The organism is Rhodopseudomonas palustris, assembly GCF_003226555.1.
GTDB classification, from domain to species: domain Bacteria; phylum Pseudomonadota; class Alphaproteobacteria; order Rhizobiales; family Xanthobacteraceae; genus Rhodopseudomonas; species Rhodopseudomonas palustris_I.
In genome coordinates this window covers 59,760-74,998 of record NZ_QKQS01000016.1, presented here as the reverse complement: position 1 = coordinate 74,998, position 15,239 = coordinate 59,760, and the positions used below count along the sequence as shown (strand labels likewise).

16 protein-coding genes are annotated in these 15,239 nt (G+C 67.2%); 5 read left to right on the top strand and 11 right to left on the bottom strand.

Translation table 11 applies throughout. The features are described from left to right. Nucleotide 1 precedes the first annotated feature (1 nt). Nucleotides 2-859, bottom strand: coding sequence for an alpha/beta fold hydrolase (locus DNX69_RS11500; RefSeq protein WP_110786137.1), 858 nt, complete (start codon nt 857-859; stop codon nt 2-4). Next, on the bottom strand, nt 856-1,230 hold the full coding sequence (locus DNX69_RS11495) for a hypothetical protein (protein ID WP_234826933.1): 375 nt from the start codon (nt 1,228-1,230) through the stop codon (nt 856-858). Before DNX69_RS11495 ends, DNX69_RS11500 begins: the two co-directional genes overlap by 4 nt. Before the next feature lie 345 nt (nt 1,231-1,575). Between DNX69_RS11495 and DNX69_RS11490 the strand changes: the two genes are divergently transcribed. Beyond that, nucleotides 1,576-3,009 carry an NAD-dependent succinate-semialdehyde dehydrogenase gene (locus DNX69_RS11490; protein ID WP_110786135.1) on the top strand — a complete coding sequence of 478 codons (1,434 nt, stop codon included), beginning with the start codon at nt 1,576-1,578 and terminating at the stop codon, nt 3,007-3,009. A gap of 11 nt (nt 3,010-3,020) precedes the next feature. On the opposite strand, the gene DNX69_RS11485 is transcribed toward DNX69_RS11490, so the two are convergent. The 6 genes from DNX69_RS11485 to DNX69_RS11460 form a co-directional block, all read right to left on the bottom strand. Beyond that, the gene (locus DNX69_RS11485; protein WP_110786283.1) at nt 3,021-3,392 is read right to left on the bottom strand and encodes a carboxymuconolactone decarboxylase family protein; all 372 of its coding nucleotides are present in this window, start codon (nt 3,390-3,392) and stop codon (nt 3,021-3,023) included. Nucleotides 3,393-3,483: 91 nt separating this feature from the next. Further along, on the bottom strand, nt 3,484-4,206 hold the full coding sequence (locus DNX69_RS11480; RefSeq protein WP_165825238.1) for an ABC transporter ATP-binding protein: 723 nt from the start codon (nt 4,204-4,206) through the stop codon (nt 3,484-3,486). Then, nucleotides 4,203-4,928 (bottom strand): ABC transporter ATP-binding protein, encoded by a 726-nt coding sequence (locus tag DNX69_RS11475; protein WP_110786134.1) that lies wholly within the window; start codon nt 4,926-4,928, stop codon nt 4,203-4,205. Before DNX69_RS11475 ends, DNX69_RS11480 begins: the two co-directional genes overlap by 4 nt. Beyond that, nucleotides 4,925-5,899 (bottom strand): branched-chain amino acid ABC transporter permease, encoded by a 975-nt coding sequence (locus tag DNX69_RS11470; RefSeq protein WP_110786133.1) that lies wholly within the window; start codon nt 5,897-5,899, stop codon nt 4,925-4,927. The genes DNX69_RS11475 and DNX69_RS11470 overlap by 4 nt, the downstream gene beginning before the upstream one ends. Further along, complete coding sequence (locus tag DNX69_RS11465; RefSeq protein WP_110786132.1) at nt 5,896-6,756, bottom strand: branched-chain amino acid ABC transporter permease; 861 nt, start codon at nt 6,754-6,756, stop codon at nt 5,896-5,898. The genes DNX69_RS11470 and DNX69_RS11465 overlap by 4 nt, the downstream gene beginning before the upstream one ends. A 12-nt stretch (nt 6,757-6,768) precedes the next feature. After that, a complete protein-coding gene (locus DNX69_RS11460; protein ID WP_234826932.1) occupies nt 6,769-7,989 on the bottom strand; it encodes an ABC transporter substrate-binding protein in 1,221 nt (406 codons plus the stop codon). Nucleotides 7,990-8,104: 115 nt separating this feature from the next. Here DNX69_RS11460 and DNX69_RS11455 point away from each other — a divergent pair, with 115 nt between their 5' ends. From DNX69_RS11455 to DNX69_RS26840, 4 genes are all read left to right on the top strand, one after another. Then, a complete protein-coding gene (locus DNX69_RS11455) occupies nt 8,105-8,788 on the top strand; it encodes a GntR family transcriptional regulator (RefSeq protein WP_110786131.1) in 684 nt (227 codons plus the stop codon). 60 nt (nt 8,789-8,848) lie between these two features. Continuing rightward, nucleotides 8,849-9,739 carry an NAD(P)-dependent oxidoreductase gene (locus DNX69_RS11450; protein ID WP_110786130.1) on the top strand — a complete coding sequence of 297 codons (891 nt, stop codon included), beginning with the start codon at nt 8,849-8,851 and terminating at the stop codon, nt 9,737-9,739. A gap of 13 nt (nt 9,740-9,752) precedes the next feature. Continuing rightward, the gene (locus DNX69_RS11445) at nt 9,753-10,988 is read left to right on the top strand and encodes an alpha/beta fold hydrolase (protein ID WP_110786280.1); all 1,236 of its coding nucleotides are present in this window, start codon (nt 9,753-9,755) and stop codon (nt 10,986-10,988) included. Nucleotides 10,989-11,070: 82 nt separating this feature from the next. Continuing rightward, nucleotides 11,071-11,592, top strand: coding sequence for a GNAT family N-acetyltransferase (locus DNX69_RS26840; RefSeq protein WP_110786129.1), 522 nt, complete (start codon nt 11,071-11,073; stop codon nt 11,590-11,592). A gap of 34 nt (nt 11,593-11,626) precedes the next feature. Here the strand turns inward: DNX69_RS26840 and cydC are convergent, their stop codons facing one another. The 3 genes from cydC to cydX all read right to left on the bottom strand — a co-directional run bounded on the left by cydC (nt 11,627) and on the right by cydX (nt 15,239). Next, nucleotides 11,627-13,276 carry a thiol reductant ABC exporter subunit CydC gene (gene cydC, locus DNX69_RS11435; protein ID WP_110786128.1) on the bottom strand — a complete coding sequence of 550 codons (1,650 nt, stop codon included), beginning with the start codon at nt 13,274-13,276 and terminating at the stop codon, nt 11,627-11,629. Further along, nucleotides 13,269-14,993: a thiol reductant ABC exporter subunit CydD gene (cydD, locus tag DNX69_RS11430; RefSeq protein ID WP_110786127.1), complete on the bottom strand. Its 1,725-nt coding sequence runs from the start codon at nt 14,991-14,993 to the stop codon at nt 13,269-13,271. The genes cydC and cydD overlap by 8 nt, the downstream gene beginning before the upstream one ends. 93 nt (nt 14,994-15,086) lie before the next feature. Continuing rightward, nucleotides 15,087-15,239, bottom strand: a complete 153-nt coding sequence (gene cydX, locus DNX69_RS11425) for a cytochrome bd-I oxidase subunit CydX (protein ID WP_110786126.1) — start codon at nt 15,237-15,239, stop codon at nt 15,087-15,089.

Genomic DNA, 15,239 nt, shown 5'->3' with positions numbered 1-15,239 from the left:
CTCAGATGGTCTTTTGTTGTTTGATGGCATCGAGAACCGGCGCGATGTAGCGCCGGAATTGGTCGGGATTTTCGCTCATCGGAAAATGACCGAGCTTCTCCATCACGACGACCGCGGCGCCAGGAATCCCCGCGGCAGTGCGCAACGTGTCTTCCGGCGAGCAGGAGAAGTCGTATTCGCCGGTGAGCAGATAGAGCGGACACGCGCTGGTATCGATCGCCTTGGTACGCCCCCGCAGATCACCATCGACGCGGTAGAAATACAGGTCGCCCTTGAACACGCCGGGCCCCCCCTGCTTGTAGGCCCACAACGTTTCCATCCGAGTCTCGGCCGGACTCTGCGGCGCGACGAGACCCGACACGAGCGCCGCGCAAACTTCGCCGCCATGAATGTCGGGGCGATTCAGCCAGCTCGTATCGTACCAGGGCGCCTGGAAGTCCGCGGCTTCGAGGCCGATCAGCGCCCTGAACTCGGCCGCGTGGTCGATCGCCAGATTCAGCACAATACGCCCGCCGATCGAGCAGCCCATCACCACCGGCCGATCGAGATCGAGCGCCGCGCAAAATGCGCGGATCGTCTCGGTGTAGCGCGCGGTCGTGAGCTGATACTCGGTGCCGTCCCAATCCGCCGGCGGGTTCGACTTGCCGTGCCACGGCAGATCGAACGCGATGATGCGGAAAGCCTTCGCGAATGCCTCGTCGGCGAGCAGATGGCGCCACTGTCGGCCGTCCGAGCCAGCGGTGTGTAAACAAACCAGCGGAATGCCGCTGCCCGCCTCCTCGAAATAGATCCGGTGCGTCGTGCCGGCGATGTCGACATGCACGTAGCGGCCGACCATCGGTTCAATGTGCCCGGTCATCGCGCGCCTCCTGTGCGGGGCAGCGCGAGCAGATCCTTGAAGTACTGCAGGTGCGTCATGAACGGCTTGATGTCGCCTTCGAGAGTCGCCGCGCCGCGCTTGGTGAGTGCCAGCAGATCGTGCCACCCCGCGGCCGGCATCGGTTGCCAGTAGGCCGTCCAAGCCTCCGGCGTCGCCCGATACGCGAAAGTCCAGGACCGCATCAGCACCGGAGCCGGCGTCATGTCCGTGATACGGCCGGCACGGATCGCGACGTGGAACGCCTGCTCGACCGAACCGAGCAGGCAATCGACGTCGAGCAAACGTGCCCGATGGATCAACGCCGGATCGCGCTCGAGCATCGCTGGCAGATGCGTAAACGCATCGCTCACGGCATCAGAGCCTGTCATCGCCGGCCCCCATAGAGGAGATATCGACACCGATTGTTCGGCGCCGCGTTCCGATCGGTGAAACCATCGCGTGCGCTGGTGCGATGTGCGCGCCGGTGTCGGCTACTGCGCATCCCGTCGCCGTTCGTGACCTCCCCTGGCCTGCCATCTCGCTCCCTTGTCGCTTGTTTTGCCCGGCCGCTGCTGCGAACGCGCCGTCGGGGATCGGTCGCCCCGACTTCAATCGTTCTGTCTGACAGAACTGTTGTTCTGTTATAGGAACATATGATTGGATGCGACGCAAGCGGGCAGCATCGCTCGCGCTTCAAACAGCAAGCGGACTTGGCAATGACCTATCCAGAGATCGAGCTCTATGTCGGCGGACATTGGCTTCGCAGGCCGGGCGCCCCGATCGTCAATCCGGCGGACGAAAGCGTGCTCGGCACCGTGCCGCACGCGACCATCGCCGACCTCGACGATGCGCTCGACGCAGCCGCGCGCGGCTTCGCCCTGTGGCGCAAGACGGCCCCGAATGCACGGGCGCAGATCATCCTGCGCGCTGCCGCGTTGATCCGCGAACGCGTCGATCAGATGGCGGTGGCGATGACGCTGGAGCAAGGCAAGCCGCTCGATCAGGCGCGCCTGGAAATCCTGCGCGGCTGCGACATCATCGAATGGGACGCGACCGAAGGCATGCGCCAGTATGGCCGCGTCATTCCGGCCGGCCCCGGACTGCAGCACACCGTGTATCGCCAGCCGATCGGCCCGGTGGCTGCGTTTTCGCCCTGGAATTTCCCGATGAGCTCACCGGCGCGCAAAGTCGCCGGCGCGCTGGCGTCGGGCTGCTCGATCATCCTGAAAGCATCCGAAGAGACACCGGCCGGCGCGCTGCAGCTGGTACGCGCCTTCCACGACGCCGGCCTGCCGCCGGGCGTGCTCAACCTGGTGTACGGCGATCCGGCCGCCATTTCCGATCATCTGGTGCCGCATCCAACGATCCGCCTGATCACGTTCACCGGGTCGGTCCCTGTCGGCAAACACCTCGCCGCGATGGCGGGCCGCGCGATGAAACCTGCGATCATGGAGCTCGGCGGTCATGGCCCGGTCATCGTCTGCGATGACGTCGATCCGGTCACCACGGCCGCCGCGTCTGTGGTCGCGAAGTCGCGCAATGCGGGCCAGGTCTGCGTCGCGCCGACGCGGTTCTTCGTCCACGAGCGGCTGTATGAAAAGTTTGCCGCGACCTTTGCGGAGCGTGCGGCACAGCTGAAGATCGGCAACGGACTCGATCCTTCCACTCAGCTCGGCCCGCTGGCGAATGTTCGCCGGATCGAGGCGATGGAGCGGTTGGTGGCGGATGCCAAATCACGCGGCGCCCGCGTGATGGCCGGCGGACAGCGCCTGGGGAATCGCGGCTACTACTATCCGCTCACGGTGCTGGCCGACCTTCCCGACGATGCGCTGGCGATGAACGAAGAGCCGTTCGGTCCGCTGGCGCTGATCAATCCGGTGCGCAGCCTCGACGAGGCGATCGCCAAGGCCAATGCCCTGCCCTTCGGCCTCGCCGCCTACGCCTTCACCCGGTCGGCCGACAACGTGCAACGGCTGTCGACCGACGTGGAGGCCGGCAATCTCACCATCAACCATTTCGTGGCGTCGACCGCGGAGACACCGTTCGGCGGCGTCAAGGACAGCGGCTACGGCCGCGAAGGCGGCACCGAAGGCCTTGGCTGCTACACGATCGCCAAGAACGTCTCACACCAGTTCACGCCGGCGGGCTAGCGACGTCGTCGCTACTCCACCTTGCCCATCTCCTTGAGGACTTCATTGGCCGCCTTGAAAGCGTCGAGGCCGGCCGGGATGCCGCAATACACCGTGGCGTGCAGCAACACTTCCTTGATCTCCTCGACGGTGACGCCGTTGGTGATCGCGCCGCGGGTGTGCAACTTGATCTCCGGGGCGCGGTTGAGCGCCGTGAGCATCGCAAGATTCAGCATGCTGCGAGTCTTGCGATCGAGCCCCGGACGATTCCAGGCGTAGCCCCAGCACCATTCGGTTGTGATGTGCTGAAACGCCATCATGAAGTCGTTGGTCGATTGCATCGACTTGTCGACGTACTCCGCGCCGAGAACTTCGCGGCGGGCCGAGAGGCCGATATCGAACATGCCGCCGAGGGTGATCTTCTGGTCGTAGCTCACAGGTGTCGTCCTTTAATTTTCAGTTGGTTCGAATCGAAATCAGGTCCGTTACGACCGCTCATATACCCAGATAGGCCGAGCGGACGGCGGGATTTTGGCTCAAGTCGGCGGAGGAGCCCTGCAGTGCGATCCGGCCGCTCTCCAGGACGTAGCCGCGCGTCGCCACGTCGAGTGCCAGGCCGACATTCTGCTCGACCAACAGGATCGAGGTTCCGCCGCTGTGGATTTTGACGAAGGCATCGTGCATCTCCTCGACGACCTTCGGCGCAAGCCCATGACTCGGCTCGTCGAGCAGCAACAGCTTGGGCCGCAGCATCAGCGCGCGGCCGACAGCGACCATTTGCTGCTCGCCGCCGGACAGCGTGCCGGCGAGCTGACTGCGCCGCTCCAGCAGCCGCGGAAACAGCTCGAAGATGCGCTGCATCCGCTGCGGCAGATCCGAGGCCTTGCGCGCCGTGAACGCGCCGAGCATCAGATTGTCTTCGACGCTCATGTCCGGGAAGACGTGACGCCCCTCCGGCACATGCGCAATGCCGAGGGCCGGCACCTCGTGCGCCGCGCGGCTCGACAGATCGGCGCCCGCAAAGCGCATCGAGCCGGAGACACGCGGCACCAGGCGCGAGATCGCGCGCAGGATCGTGCTCTTGCCGGCGGTGTTGGCGCCGATGATGCAGACGAACTCGCCGTCGCGGATTTCGAGGTCGATGCCGTGCAGCACCTCGACTTCGCCATAGCCGGCGCGAAGCCCTTTGATCTCGAGTAGCGGCACAGCCTCGCTCATGTATGCGCCTCCATCGAGCGGCCGAGATAAGCCTCGATCACCACCGGATCGTTGGCGACCTGCTGGGCTGTGCCGTCGGCCAGCAGCTTGCCGAAATTCAGCACCAAGATGCGATCGCAGATCGTCATGATGGCGCGCATGTGATGTTCGACCACCAGCAGCGTCAGGCCGTCGTCGCGCAGCGAGCGGATCAGATCCATGATCTCCTGCATTTCGACCGGATTGAGCGCCGCCATCACCTCGTCGAGCAGCAGCACCTTCGGGCCGGTACACAACGCACGCGCCAGTTCGACACGCGCCCGCTCGGGAAACGACAGCTCGCCGGCGAGCTTGTGCGCGACCGATCGCAGCCCGACACGGTCGAGGCAGATCAGCGCCTGCTCGCGCGCGGTGGTGACGTCGTGGCGCAGCAAGCCGGCGGTGAGCACGTTGTCGAGCACCGAGCTTTCGGCGAACAGCGCGACGTTCTGGAACGTCTTGGTCATGCCGAGCGCCGCCACCTTGTGCGGCTTCATCCCGACCAGGCTGGCGTCGCCGAGCTTGATCGTTCCGCTATCGGGGCGGATCAGTCCGACCAGCGTGCTGAAGAACGTCGTCTTGCCGGCGCCGTTGGGGCCGATCAAACCGACGATCTGCCCCTGCGGCACCGCGAAGGTCACATCCGACAACGCCTGCAGGCCGCCGAACCGCTTGGACAGGCCGCGCACATTGAGGATCGTCATGGGCGTGTCTCCCCGCGGACGAAACGGGCACGCAGCGCGTCCCACAGCGTGATGAAGCCACGCGGCTTCCACAGGATCACCGCGATCAGGATGGCGCCGAAAATCAGCTGTGACAGACCGGCCGCGCGAGCCGAGAACAGGTCGTTCATCAGTTCCTCGATCGGAATGATGAACAGCGCACCGAGAATCGGACCTGCGGCGGTGCCGACGCCGCCGAGGATCGCGATCAGCGCGACGCGGATCGAGATCGCCGCGGCGCTGAACACGGTGTCGGGATCGAAGAACACCGCGACCTGGGCGTAGAGCGTCCCGAGCATCGCCATCAGCACGCCGGAGATCACCGCGGTCTGCAGCTTGACCTTGGTGGTGTCGATGCCGATCACTTCGGCGGCGGCTGGATTTTCGCGGATCGCCCGCAGCCGGTACCCCATCGCGCCACGCCGAATGATCTCGAAGATCGCGGTCACAATGATCAGCGCGACCAGCGCGATATAGGCATGGGGCAAGAGCTGCTTGAACGAGTATGCGGCAAAGCTCGGCGGCGTGAACGGCACCGATAGCCCGCCGGGCCCGCCGGTGAGCGGCGTCCAGACATTGGCGATCACCCGCATGACTTCGCCGAACGCCAGCGTCGCCAGCGCGAAGTAGTGTCCCTGCAGCCGCAGCGTCGGGATCGCGATCACTAAAGCCGCGAGACCGCCGAGCGCCCCGGCCGCGAACATGCCGAGCCACGGGGTGATGCCGAATTTCAGCAGCAGGATGGTCGAGGTGTAGGCGCCGATGCCGAAGAACGCCGCGTGGCCGAGCGATGTCTGATTGGCGAGGCCGCCGATCAGATTCCACGCCTGCGCCATGGCGGCGAACAGCAGCGTGAAGGTGAGTACGCGGATCCAATAGCCGGTCGGGCTGAGCAGCAGCGGCAGCACAGCCGCGACCGCGATCACCGCGGCGAGAGCGAGCCATTTTCTCATCGCCGTGCTCCGACCAGGCCTTGCGGGCGCACGGCCAACACCAGAATGAAGACGATGAACAACACCAGGTTTTGCAGCTGGATCGGAAACACCAGGGCCGACAGCGCCTGGATCACACCGACCGCGAGCCCGCCGACCACCGCACCGGCGACGCTGCCGAGGCCGCCGAGCACGACGACGGTGAACATCAGCACCACGAACTGTCCGCCGACGCCGGGAAACACCGCCACATAAGGCAGGATCACGGCGCCGCCGAACGCGGTGAGCCCGACGCCGAGCGCGAACGCCATCTTGTACATCAGCGCGGTATCGATCCCCATCAGCTGCGCCGCCATCGGGTTCTGCGCGGTGGCGCGCATCGCCCGGCCGAACCAGCTCGTGCGCATGAACCACCACAGCGCCACGCCGCAGGCCAGCGACATCGCGAACGCGATCAGATAAGGCACGCTGACGAACAGCGCGCCGAGCGACAGCGACATCGTCTGATAGCTCGTCACCACCGAGCGGAACTGGGAGCCGAAGGTGAGCAGCGCGCCGTTCTCCAGCACGATCAGGAGGCCGACCGTGAGGAAGATCTGCGCCACCGACGGCGCCTTCAGCACCCGTGAGATCAGCTGCCCCTGCACCACCCAGCCGATCGCGAACGCCACCGCGAAGGACAGCGGCGCCGCGAGAACCGGATCGAGCCCGAGATAGGCCCAGGCGAACCACGACACGAACATGCCGATCATCAGGAATTCCGCCTGCGCGAAATTCACGATACCCATCACGCCGTAGACGAGAGTGAGCCCGATCGAGATCACGGCGTAGACGCCGCCGACCAGCAGGCCGTCAATGATAGCTTGAACGAAGGACACGTCAGGCTTCGCTCAGGTCTTCCACTCGGCGGTGCCCTTGGCGACGTCCTTGGGCCAGACCGTCACCAGTTCTTTGTTGCGCCACTGCACCATCACCGGCACCGACAGCACGTTGAGGCCGGTCGAGTCGAACTGCACGGCGCCGCCGGTCATCGCCTTGGTCCAGCCGCCGGTGAACTTGGCGCCGCGCAGCGCGGCGGCGACGTCCTCGGCCTTGGCCGACTTGGCCTTCTCGATCGCCTGCACCAGCACGTCGAGCGCGACCGCGTGTTCGAGCGCTTCGTGAACCATGAAGTAACCGAAGCGCTTGCGGAAGCGCTCGGTCAGATCCGGCGCCAGATCGTAGTTCGCCGGCGCGATCGACAGCACGCCTTCGGCGAATTCGCCGAGACCCTTCTCGAAATCCGGAATCACATAGCCGGCCGCGCCGCCGATCGCCGGCATGGTGATGCGCTGCTGCCGCATGGTGCGGATGATCAGCAGGCTGTCGTTGAGATAGGACACCGGGAACACCGCCTGGGCGCCGGACGCGCGCAGCTTGTTGATCAGCGGCGTGGTGTCGGTGATGCCGAGCGGATAGGCGTCGTCCATCGCGACTTCGACATTGGCGGCCTTCGCGGCGGCGCGCAAGCCGTTCGCCTGCGCGGTGCCGTAGGCAGTGTCCTCGTACATGATCGCGATCTTGTCGATCTTGGCGCCGGCCGCCTGGGCGATCGCCAGCGTGTAGTCGAGCTGCGCCTTGCCGAGCGTCGACGCCTTGGCGACGACCTGGAAGATGTTCTTGAAGCCGCGCCCGGTGATCTGGTCGGCGAACGACATCGTCAACAGCGGAATGTCGCGGCGTTCGGTCACTTCCGAGATCGCGATGGTCAGCGACGACGCGAAAGCGCCGAGGATGCCGGTGACTTCGTTCTGCGAGATCAGCCGCTGCGCCACGGTGCCGGCCGTGGTGGGGGTCGAGGTCGCGTCGGCGACGATCAGGTTGATCTTGGCGCCGCCCAGCGCCTTGATGCCGCCGGCCGCGTTGATCTCGTCGGCGACGAGTTCGATGCCGTTGCGGGAGTTGATACCGAACTGCGCATTGGCACCCGAGAGCGGCATGATCACGCCGATGTTGACCGCTTTCGCGTCGGCGCGAGCCGAACCTCCGATCATCGGACTGGCGAGCAGCGACGCTGTGCCGGCGAGCAATGTACGACGGCTCAGCCCCGCGCGGGGCGACATCTTCGACATGGTTTCTTCCTCCCGGTGACCAATAGGTCTGTTTTGATTGGGTCCGAGGTCGCCACAAATCAGACCATCCGTCAAGCTGCTTGACAGATTGTCTGACAATCGGCCAGATCGCCGCATGCCCAAGACCGACTCGAACCTCAACGTCTCGCGTGAAGCCACCAGTCTTCGCCTGCTGGTGGAGAACCGCCTGCGCTCGGCGATCGGCAGCGGCGTGTTCAAGCCAGGACAGCGGCTGATTGAGCGCGAGCTGTGCGAACAGACCGGCGTCGGCCGGACGTCGATCCGTGAGGCGCTGCGTCAGCTCGAGGCCGAAGGGCTGGTCACCACCATCCCGCACCGCGGCCCGATCGTCAGCACGATCACGGCCGACGAAGCCGCCCAGCTCTACGATCTGCGGGCTCTGCTCGAAGGTTTCGCTGGCCGTGAATGCGCCAAACGCCGCGATCCGGCGATCATCGGTCGGCTGCGAACGCAGTACGAACGCATGAGCGCGGTCGCCGGCAACGATGATCGCAGCGAGCTCCTCGCGGCCAAGACCGAATTCTACGCCGCTCTGCTGGAAGGCTGCGGCAACGTCTTCGTCGAACGCTTTCTCAAGATGCTGCTGAACCGCGTGACGGTGCTGCGGATGACCTCGATGACGCAGCCGAACCGGATCGGCCGCAGCCTGCTCGAGATCGGCACCATCCTCGACGCGATCGAAAACGGCGACGAAGACGGCGCCGAACGGGCCTGCGTGGAGCACATCAACAACGCCGCTGCGATCGCGCTCGAGGCGCTCCGCCGCGGCGAGCCCTGAGCGACAGCGCCACGGCTCAGCACGACCTTCAAAAACAAAACACGATGGAGAGGAACGCCAGTGTCGCAATCAGCCGCCATCACTCCGCCCGCACGCATTGCCGTGATCGGCCTCGGGAACATGGGACGTCCGATGTCGGCCTGCCTGGCCCGCGCCGGGTATCACGTCGTCGGCTTCGACATCTCCGCCGAGGCGCGCTCCGCCTACGCTGAGGCGGGCGGTACTGCGGCCTCGACTGCGTCTGACGCGGTCGCCGGCGCGGCCGCCGTCGTCACGCTGCTGGGTGACGGCAAGATCGTGCGGAGCGCGATCGAGGGCGTCAAAGCCCATCTGGCCCCCGGCGCCGTAGTGATCGACATGAGCTCGTCGGCACCGATCGGCACGCGCGCGCTCGGCGAGGAGCTGATCGCTGCCGGCTTCGGCTTCATCGACGCCCCGGTGTCAGGCGGCGTCAAGCGTGCCGTCGACGGCACGCTGGCGATCATGGCCGGCGGCGATGGCGCCACGATCGATCGCGCCGAGCCGGTCCTCAAGGCCATGGGCAAGTCGATCTTCCGCACCGGCCCGCTCGGCTCCGGCCACGCCGCCAAGGCGCTCAACAACTACGTCTCGGCCGCCGGCCTCGCCGCCGCGGTGGAAGCGCTGGCGATCGGCGGCCGCTTCGGCATCGAGCCCGAGGTCCTGGTCGACGTGCTGAACGCCTCGACCGGACGCAACAACTCGACCGAGAACAAGCTCAAGCAATTCGTGATCCCGGAGAAGTACACCTCGGGGTTCTCGCTGGCGCTGATGGCAAAGGATATCGGCACCGCCGACGAACTCGCCCACGACATCGGCGTCAGCGCCCCGCTCGCGGACCAGGTGACCGCGCTGTGGAGCGCCGCAATGCAGGCGCTCGGGCCAGGCGCCGACCATGTGGAAATCGGCCGCTATCTGACCGCCAAACGCTGAGCAAGTGCTGCAGATGGCGCTGATCGATCAGCTCCGCGATCGGCTGACGCAGGCAGTCGCCGCCCCGGAAGCCCGGTCGCTGGCGCGCGGGCTCGACGTCACGGTCGCATTCGTCGCCGGGCAGCAGGCCGTCGGCATCGTCTGCTCGGCCGACGGACCGATGATCGCTGCGACGCCCGGCGGGATCGACATTACGCTTTCAGCCGCCGAGAACGAATGGCGGGAGGCGCTGGCGCCCTGCCCGCTACCGACCTATCACTCGTTCTCGTCCATCCAGTTGCGCAACCCGAACTTCGTCGTCACCGGAGACGCGCTGGTGATCGCCCAGGCGCGCGCATTTCTTGAAGCGATCTTCGCCCATCTGACGATTGCCGAACCGGCGCACAGCGAGCCCGATCTCACGCGTCTCAGCGGACGTTATCATCGCGTGCGTAGCGCCAGCAGCGGCGTCTGCGACATCTATGCGGAAGCCGCCGGCCAGGGCGCGCCGATCCTGTGCCTGCATACGGCTGGTGCCGACGCCCGGCAGTTTCACGGCGTGATGTGCGATCCCCATCTCGGGCGCCACTGGCGCCTGATCGGCTTCGACATGCCGCATCACGGCCGCTCCCTGCCGCCGCTCGACTGGGACGGCGGCAGCTACAGCCTCGATCAGGCGACCTATCTCGACTGGTGCATCAGTTTCATCGAGCAGACGGTCGGCGAACCGGTGGTGGTGATCGGCTGCTCGATGGGGGCGGGCATCGCGCTCGCCCTCGCCGCCGAGCGGCCGGATCTGGTCAAAGCCGTTATCGCGCTCGAAGCCCCGCTGCGGCCGCGCGGCCGGCGCAATCCGTATCTCACCCATGCCAAGGTCAATGGCGGCTGGCATTCGGCCGCCTATGTGCGCGGACTGATGAGTCCGTCGAGCTCTGCCGAGGATCGCCGCCGCGCCGCCTGGATCTATTCGCAGGGCGCCCCCGGAGTCTACGACGGCGACCTCGCCTTCTACTCCGACGAGTTCGACGGTGAGCCGATCGCGAAGCGGATCGACGGCGGCCGCATTCCCGTGCACCTGATGATCGGCCACTACGATTTTTCCGCCACCGTCGCCGATGCTCACGCGCTGGCCGGATGGATCGACGGCGCAACGGTCACGGAGATGCCGGAGCTCGGGCATTTCCCGATGACGGAGAATCCGCCGAGGCTGCTGGAGTATCTGCGACCAGTCCTGGCAACACTGAAACCTCCCGCGTCGCCTTCCCGCTGATCGAAGCGCCAAAGCAGGACGCCTCGACACCAGACCGCCCCGAGGCCTCCCATCCGGGTGCCTGCCCGGCTACACTGCGCAGATGATACGGATCAGACCCGCAAGCGACAGCGATGTCCCGACGCTGCCCGAGATCGAACGCAGCTCCGGCGAACTATTCCGGCAGTCGCCGGGGCTGGAATGGATCGCCGACGACAGCGTCCAATCAGAGCAACAGCACCGCGCTCTTATCGCCGACGGCGTCGCTTTCGTCGCCGAGCTGCCAAGCTATGGCATCGGGGCGTTCCTGAACGGACAGGTGATGACCGACGCCCTGCACATCTGGCAAATGGCGGTCCACCGCGATCAACAGCGCCGCGGCATCGGCCGGAAACTGATCGAAGCGGCGCAGCGCTTTGCCGCCGATCATGGCTCTACTGCACTGACGCTGACCACCTTCAGAGACGTGCCCTGGAACGAGCCCTACTATCAACGTCTCGGTTTCGTCACGCTCGGTGAGGACGATCTCGATTCCCGACTGAAGGCCGTGCTGGATGCCGAGGCGCGGGCCGGGCTCCCAAGAGCACGGCGCTGCGCCATGAGGAAACCTCTCGAGGTGGCGTAGCCCCTCTCTCGACGACACCGTCAGCGGCCCACGTTCACCGAACGATGTCCGATGCTGGGCCGGCCTGTGACGACGCGTTGCGATGCGAGACGATCAGCAGGCTGCGCTCGCCGCGGAGTCGTTGCACGCCTCGCATCACCTCTGCGGCGGTCGCCTCGTCGAGGCCTTCGGTCGGCTCGTCGAGGATCAGGATGTGGGCCTCGGTGCGTAGCAGTCCGCGCGCGATTCCCAGCCGCCGCACCTCACCGCCCGACAATCTGGTGCCGCCGTCGCCGACATAGGTCGCGAGCTGTTCGGGCATCTCCGTAACCGCCTGCTTCAAGCCGGCACCGTCGAGCGCGGCCCACAGTTCGGCGTCGCTCGCATCCGGCGCGAAGGCGCGCAGATTGTCGGCAATCGTCGCCGCGAAGATGTGCGGCTGCTGCGGCACCAGCGCGATCGCCGATCGCAGATCGGCCAGGGCCAGACGACGGACGGGCACGCCGCCGAGCCGGATCTCGCCGGCATCGGGATCGCGAACCCGTACCAGCAGATCGATCAACGTCGACTTGCCGCTGCCGCTCGGGCCGTCGAGCCGTCGTTCGGTGCCCTGCGGCAGAATGAAATCGGCGTCACGCAACGCCGGCATGGTCCGTCCGGGATAGGTCAGCGACACGCGATCTGCGACCAGGTCGAAAGCTTGCGGCAGCGGCACCGGCTGCGCCGGCTTGTCCACCAGCGCAGCGCGATCCCACAACGCGAACAGCCGCCGCAGCGACACCAAGGTCGCGCCCAGCCCCGCCGCCGCAACTGGGAGCGGCGCGAATGCTTCGAACGACGCCAGCACCAGCAGCAGGATCAAGGTGAGGTCGGGGCCGCTGAGCGCCGCGCTGCCGAGCGCCGAGCTACCCACGCCGAGCACGGCGATCACCGCGACGTCGGACGCGGCACCAAGGCCGATCGCCCCGAACGCGCTGCGCGTCGCGATCGTCCGCTCGGCCGCGATCCGCCGCCCCAGCAATTCGTCCAGCGCGTCGATACGGCGGCGATCGTCGCCGGTGACCAGCAGCGTCGCCAGCCCGTCGAGATGTTCGGTGGTACGGCGGCGCAGCGTCGCGGCCAGCACCGCGTCGCGATCGGCGGCGCTGCGTGTGGCGCGCACCACCAGCGCCGGGCCGATCAGCCCGCCGGCCGCCAGGATTGCCGCGAGCAGCCATGCGAGCGACGTCTGGCCCAACCAGGCGACGGCGCCGACCACGACCGCGCCGACCAAGATTGCGACCACCACCGGCGCGACCAGCCGCAGGAACACGATCTCCAGGCGGTCAATGTCGAGCTTCAGCCGCGCCGCCACCTCGCCCGAGCGCAGATCGGCGAGACCGCCGGGCGCGATCGCAGCCAGCCGCGCGAACAACGCGACGCGGGTCGAGGCCAGCAGCGCGAAGGTTGCCTCGTGGCTGACGACGCGGTCGAGCCAGCGTCCGCCGGTGCGCACGATCGCGGCGAACCGGATGATCGCAGACGGCGTGAAGTAGTTCATGGTCACGCCGGCGGCGCCGGCGACCGCCATCGCGGTGACGAACCAGCCGGCCGTCGCCATCAGGGCCAGATTGGCGAAGGTGGTGAGCAGCGAAATCGCGAGCGCACCGAACAGCAGCGGCAGCGAGCCGCGCCATAGCCGCATCAGACGCATCAGGTCACGCATCGGTGCGCTCCGCTTCGAACCGATCGAGCGTGCCGGCCAGGAGTTGCGCCGGCGTACCCTGCGCGGCGATGCGGCCGCGCTCGATCACCACCACGCGATCGGCGGCCGCGATGGTCTCGCGCCGGTGCGCGATCGTCAGCACGGTGCGCCCTTCGCTAAGCCGCGCCAGCCCCTGCATCACCACGCGCTGCGCCTCGGCGTCGAGATGCGCGGTCGGCTCGTCGAACAGCAGCAGCGGCCCGGCGGCGTAGATCGCGCGCGCCAGCGCGAACCGCTGTGCTTCGCCGCCCGACAAGTTCGCGCCGCGCTCCGCCAGCAGGGTCGCGGTGCCGTCCGGCAGCCGGTCCACCCACGCCGCGGCGTCCGCGGCCCGCAATGCCTCGCGCAGCGCCGCATCGTCCGGAGTCGCCGCACGGCCCATCACCACGTTGTCGGCGATCGAGCCCTCGAAGAACTGCGGCGTCTGCGACATCGCCACCAGCGCCCGCCGCCACGACGCGGGATCAATTTCGGACAGCGGCACGCCGTCGATCAGCACCCGGCCGCTGCTCGGCTCGATGAACCGCAGCAGCAGCGCCAGCACCGTGCTCTTGCCGGCGCCGGACGGGCCGACCAGCGCGACGTGCTCGCCGGCGGCGATGTCGAGGCTGAAGCCGTCGAGCGCGACGCGGCCGTCGGCATGGACGACGCGCACCTCGTCGAACCGGATCGACGGCGGCGCCGCTACGACATAAGGCCGGCCGGCGGCGGGCGGCGGGTCGAGCAGCGGCGCCAGCCTGTCGAGCGCAGTGAGCGCTTCCAGCTTGGCGTGGCGGCGCGCGCCGAGGTCGCGCAGCGGCGCAAAGAACTCAGGCGCCAGCAGCAGCACGAACAGGCCGGTGGCGAAATCCATCTCGCCCCACAGCAGCCGGAAGCCGACCGCGATCGCCACGCCGGCGATCGCCGCGGTCGCGACGAACTCGACCACCAGCGCCGACAAGAACGCGATGCGTAGCACCGCCATGGTTTCGCGGCCGTAGCGCTCGGCAGCGACCTTCACCGCGGCGACGGCGTTGTCGGCGGTGCCGGCGAGCTTGCGTTCGGGCAGGCCGCGGATCTGATCGAGCAGATGGCCGCCGAGCCGGGCAAGCCCGGCCCAGCGCTCGCCGCTCGCCCGCTCGGCACCCTGCCCGGCCAGGATCGAGAACCACACCAGCAGCGGCAACGCCACGACGAGGATCGCCGCAGCCAGAGGATCGCGCCACGTCACCACCGCCAGCACCGCGACCGGCACCACCGCGGCACGCACGATCGCCGGTTGCCACGATCGCCACAACGGCGCGACGGCATCGAGCGAGTCGGTCAGTAGCGCCACCAGCTCGCCGGGAGGATACTCACCAAGCCGCACCGGGCCGAGCGCCGACACCCGTTCCAGCGCCCGCCGAAACAGATGCCGCCTCACCTTGGCGGAAGCCTCGAACGCCGCCCGCTCGGTGAGCCACGCCGCCGCGGCACGCAGCAATGCGACGCCGGCGAGCAGCGCCAGCAGCGGCACGATAGCCGCCAGCGCCGCATGACCGAACACCAGCCGGTCGACCACGATCGCGATCAGTTGCGCCGTCGCCACCGCCAGCACGCCCCAGACCGCCGCCGCGACCGTCGCGGCGCGGGCGTGGCGTCCGGCCACTGCGCGGAGCGAACGCAGCAGCTCGGCGGACTGGGCGGTTCGTGCAGTCACGGTGACGGCGCCTCGAAATTACAATTCACGAGACAGACACGAGGCCGGTGCGTCGATCGCACCGGCCTCGCCGGAGGTCAGGTCGCTTGATGATTAAACGACGCGTTCGGGGACCTGCGAGCCGTCAGGCCGGTCGTGGGTCGGCACGGCGACCACCAGACCGTCCTGAAACTCGTACCACATCACGTTGATCACAGCGATTGCCGCGGCGGCGGTGACGCCGAGAATCCAGGCGAAGTACCACAT

Excerpts from the sequence above, each read along its gene's own strand:
- DNX69_RS11485 (WP_110786283.1), bottom strand. The coding sequence starts at position 3,392 with ATGTTCGATATCGGCCTCTCGGCCCGCCGCGAAGTTCTCGGCGCGGAG.
- DNX69_RS11500 (WP_110786137.1), bottom strand. The coding sequence starts at position 859 with ATGACCGGGCACATTGAACCGATGGTCGGCCGCTACGTGCATGTCGAC.
- DNX69_RS11475 (WP_110786134.1), bottom strand. The coding sequence starts at position 4,928 with ATGACGATCCTCAATGTGCGCGGCCTGTCCAAGCGGTTCGGCGGCCTG.
- DNX69_RS11455 (WP_110786131.1), top strand. The coding sequence starts at position 8,105 with ATGCCCAAGACCGACTCGAACCTCAACGTCTCGCGTGAAGCCACCAGT.
- DNX69_RS26840 (WP_110786129.1), top strand. The coding sequence starts at position 11,071 with ATGATACGGATCAGACCCGCAAGCGACAGCGATGTCCCGACGCTGCCC.
- DNX69_RS11445 (WP_110786280.1), top strand. The coding sequence starts at position 9,753 with ATGGCGCTGATCGATCAGCTCCGCGATCGGCTGACGCAGGCAGTCGCC.
- DNX69_RS11490 (WP_110786135.1), top strand. The coding sequence starts at position 1,576 with ATGACCTATCCAGAGATCGAGCTCTATGTCGGCGGACATTGGCTTCGC.
- DNX69_RS11480 (WP_165825238.1), bottom strand. The coding sequence starts at position 4,206 with ATGAGCGAGGCTGTGCCGCTACTCGAGATCAAAGGGCTTCGCGCCGGC.
- cydX (WP_110786126.1), bottom strand. The coding sequence starts at position 15,239 with ATGTGGTACTTCGCCTGGATTCTCGGCGTCACCGCCGCCGCGGCAATC.
- DNX69_RS11460 (WP_234826932.1), bottom strand. The coding sequence starts at position 7,989 with ATGTCGAAGATGTCGCCCCGCGCGGGGCTGAGCCGTCGTACATTGCTC.
- DNX69_RS11470 (WP_110786133.1), bottom strand. The coding sequence starts at position 5,899 with ATGAGAAAATGGCTCGCTCTCGCCGCGGTGATCGCGGTCGCGGCTGTG.
- cydC (WP_110786128.1), bottom strand. The coding sequence starts at position 13,276 with ATGCGTGACCTGATGCGTCTGATGCGGCTATGGCGCGGCTCGCTGCCG.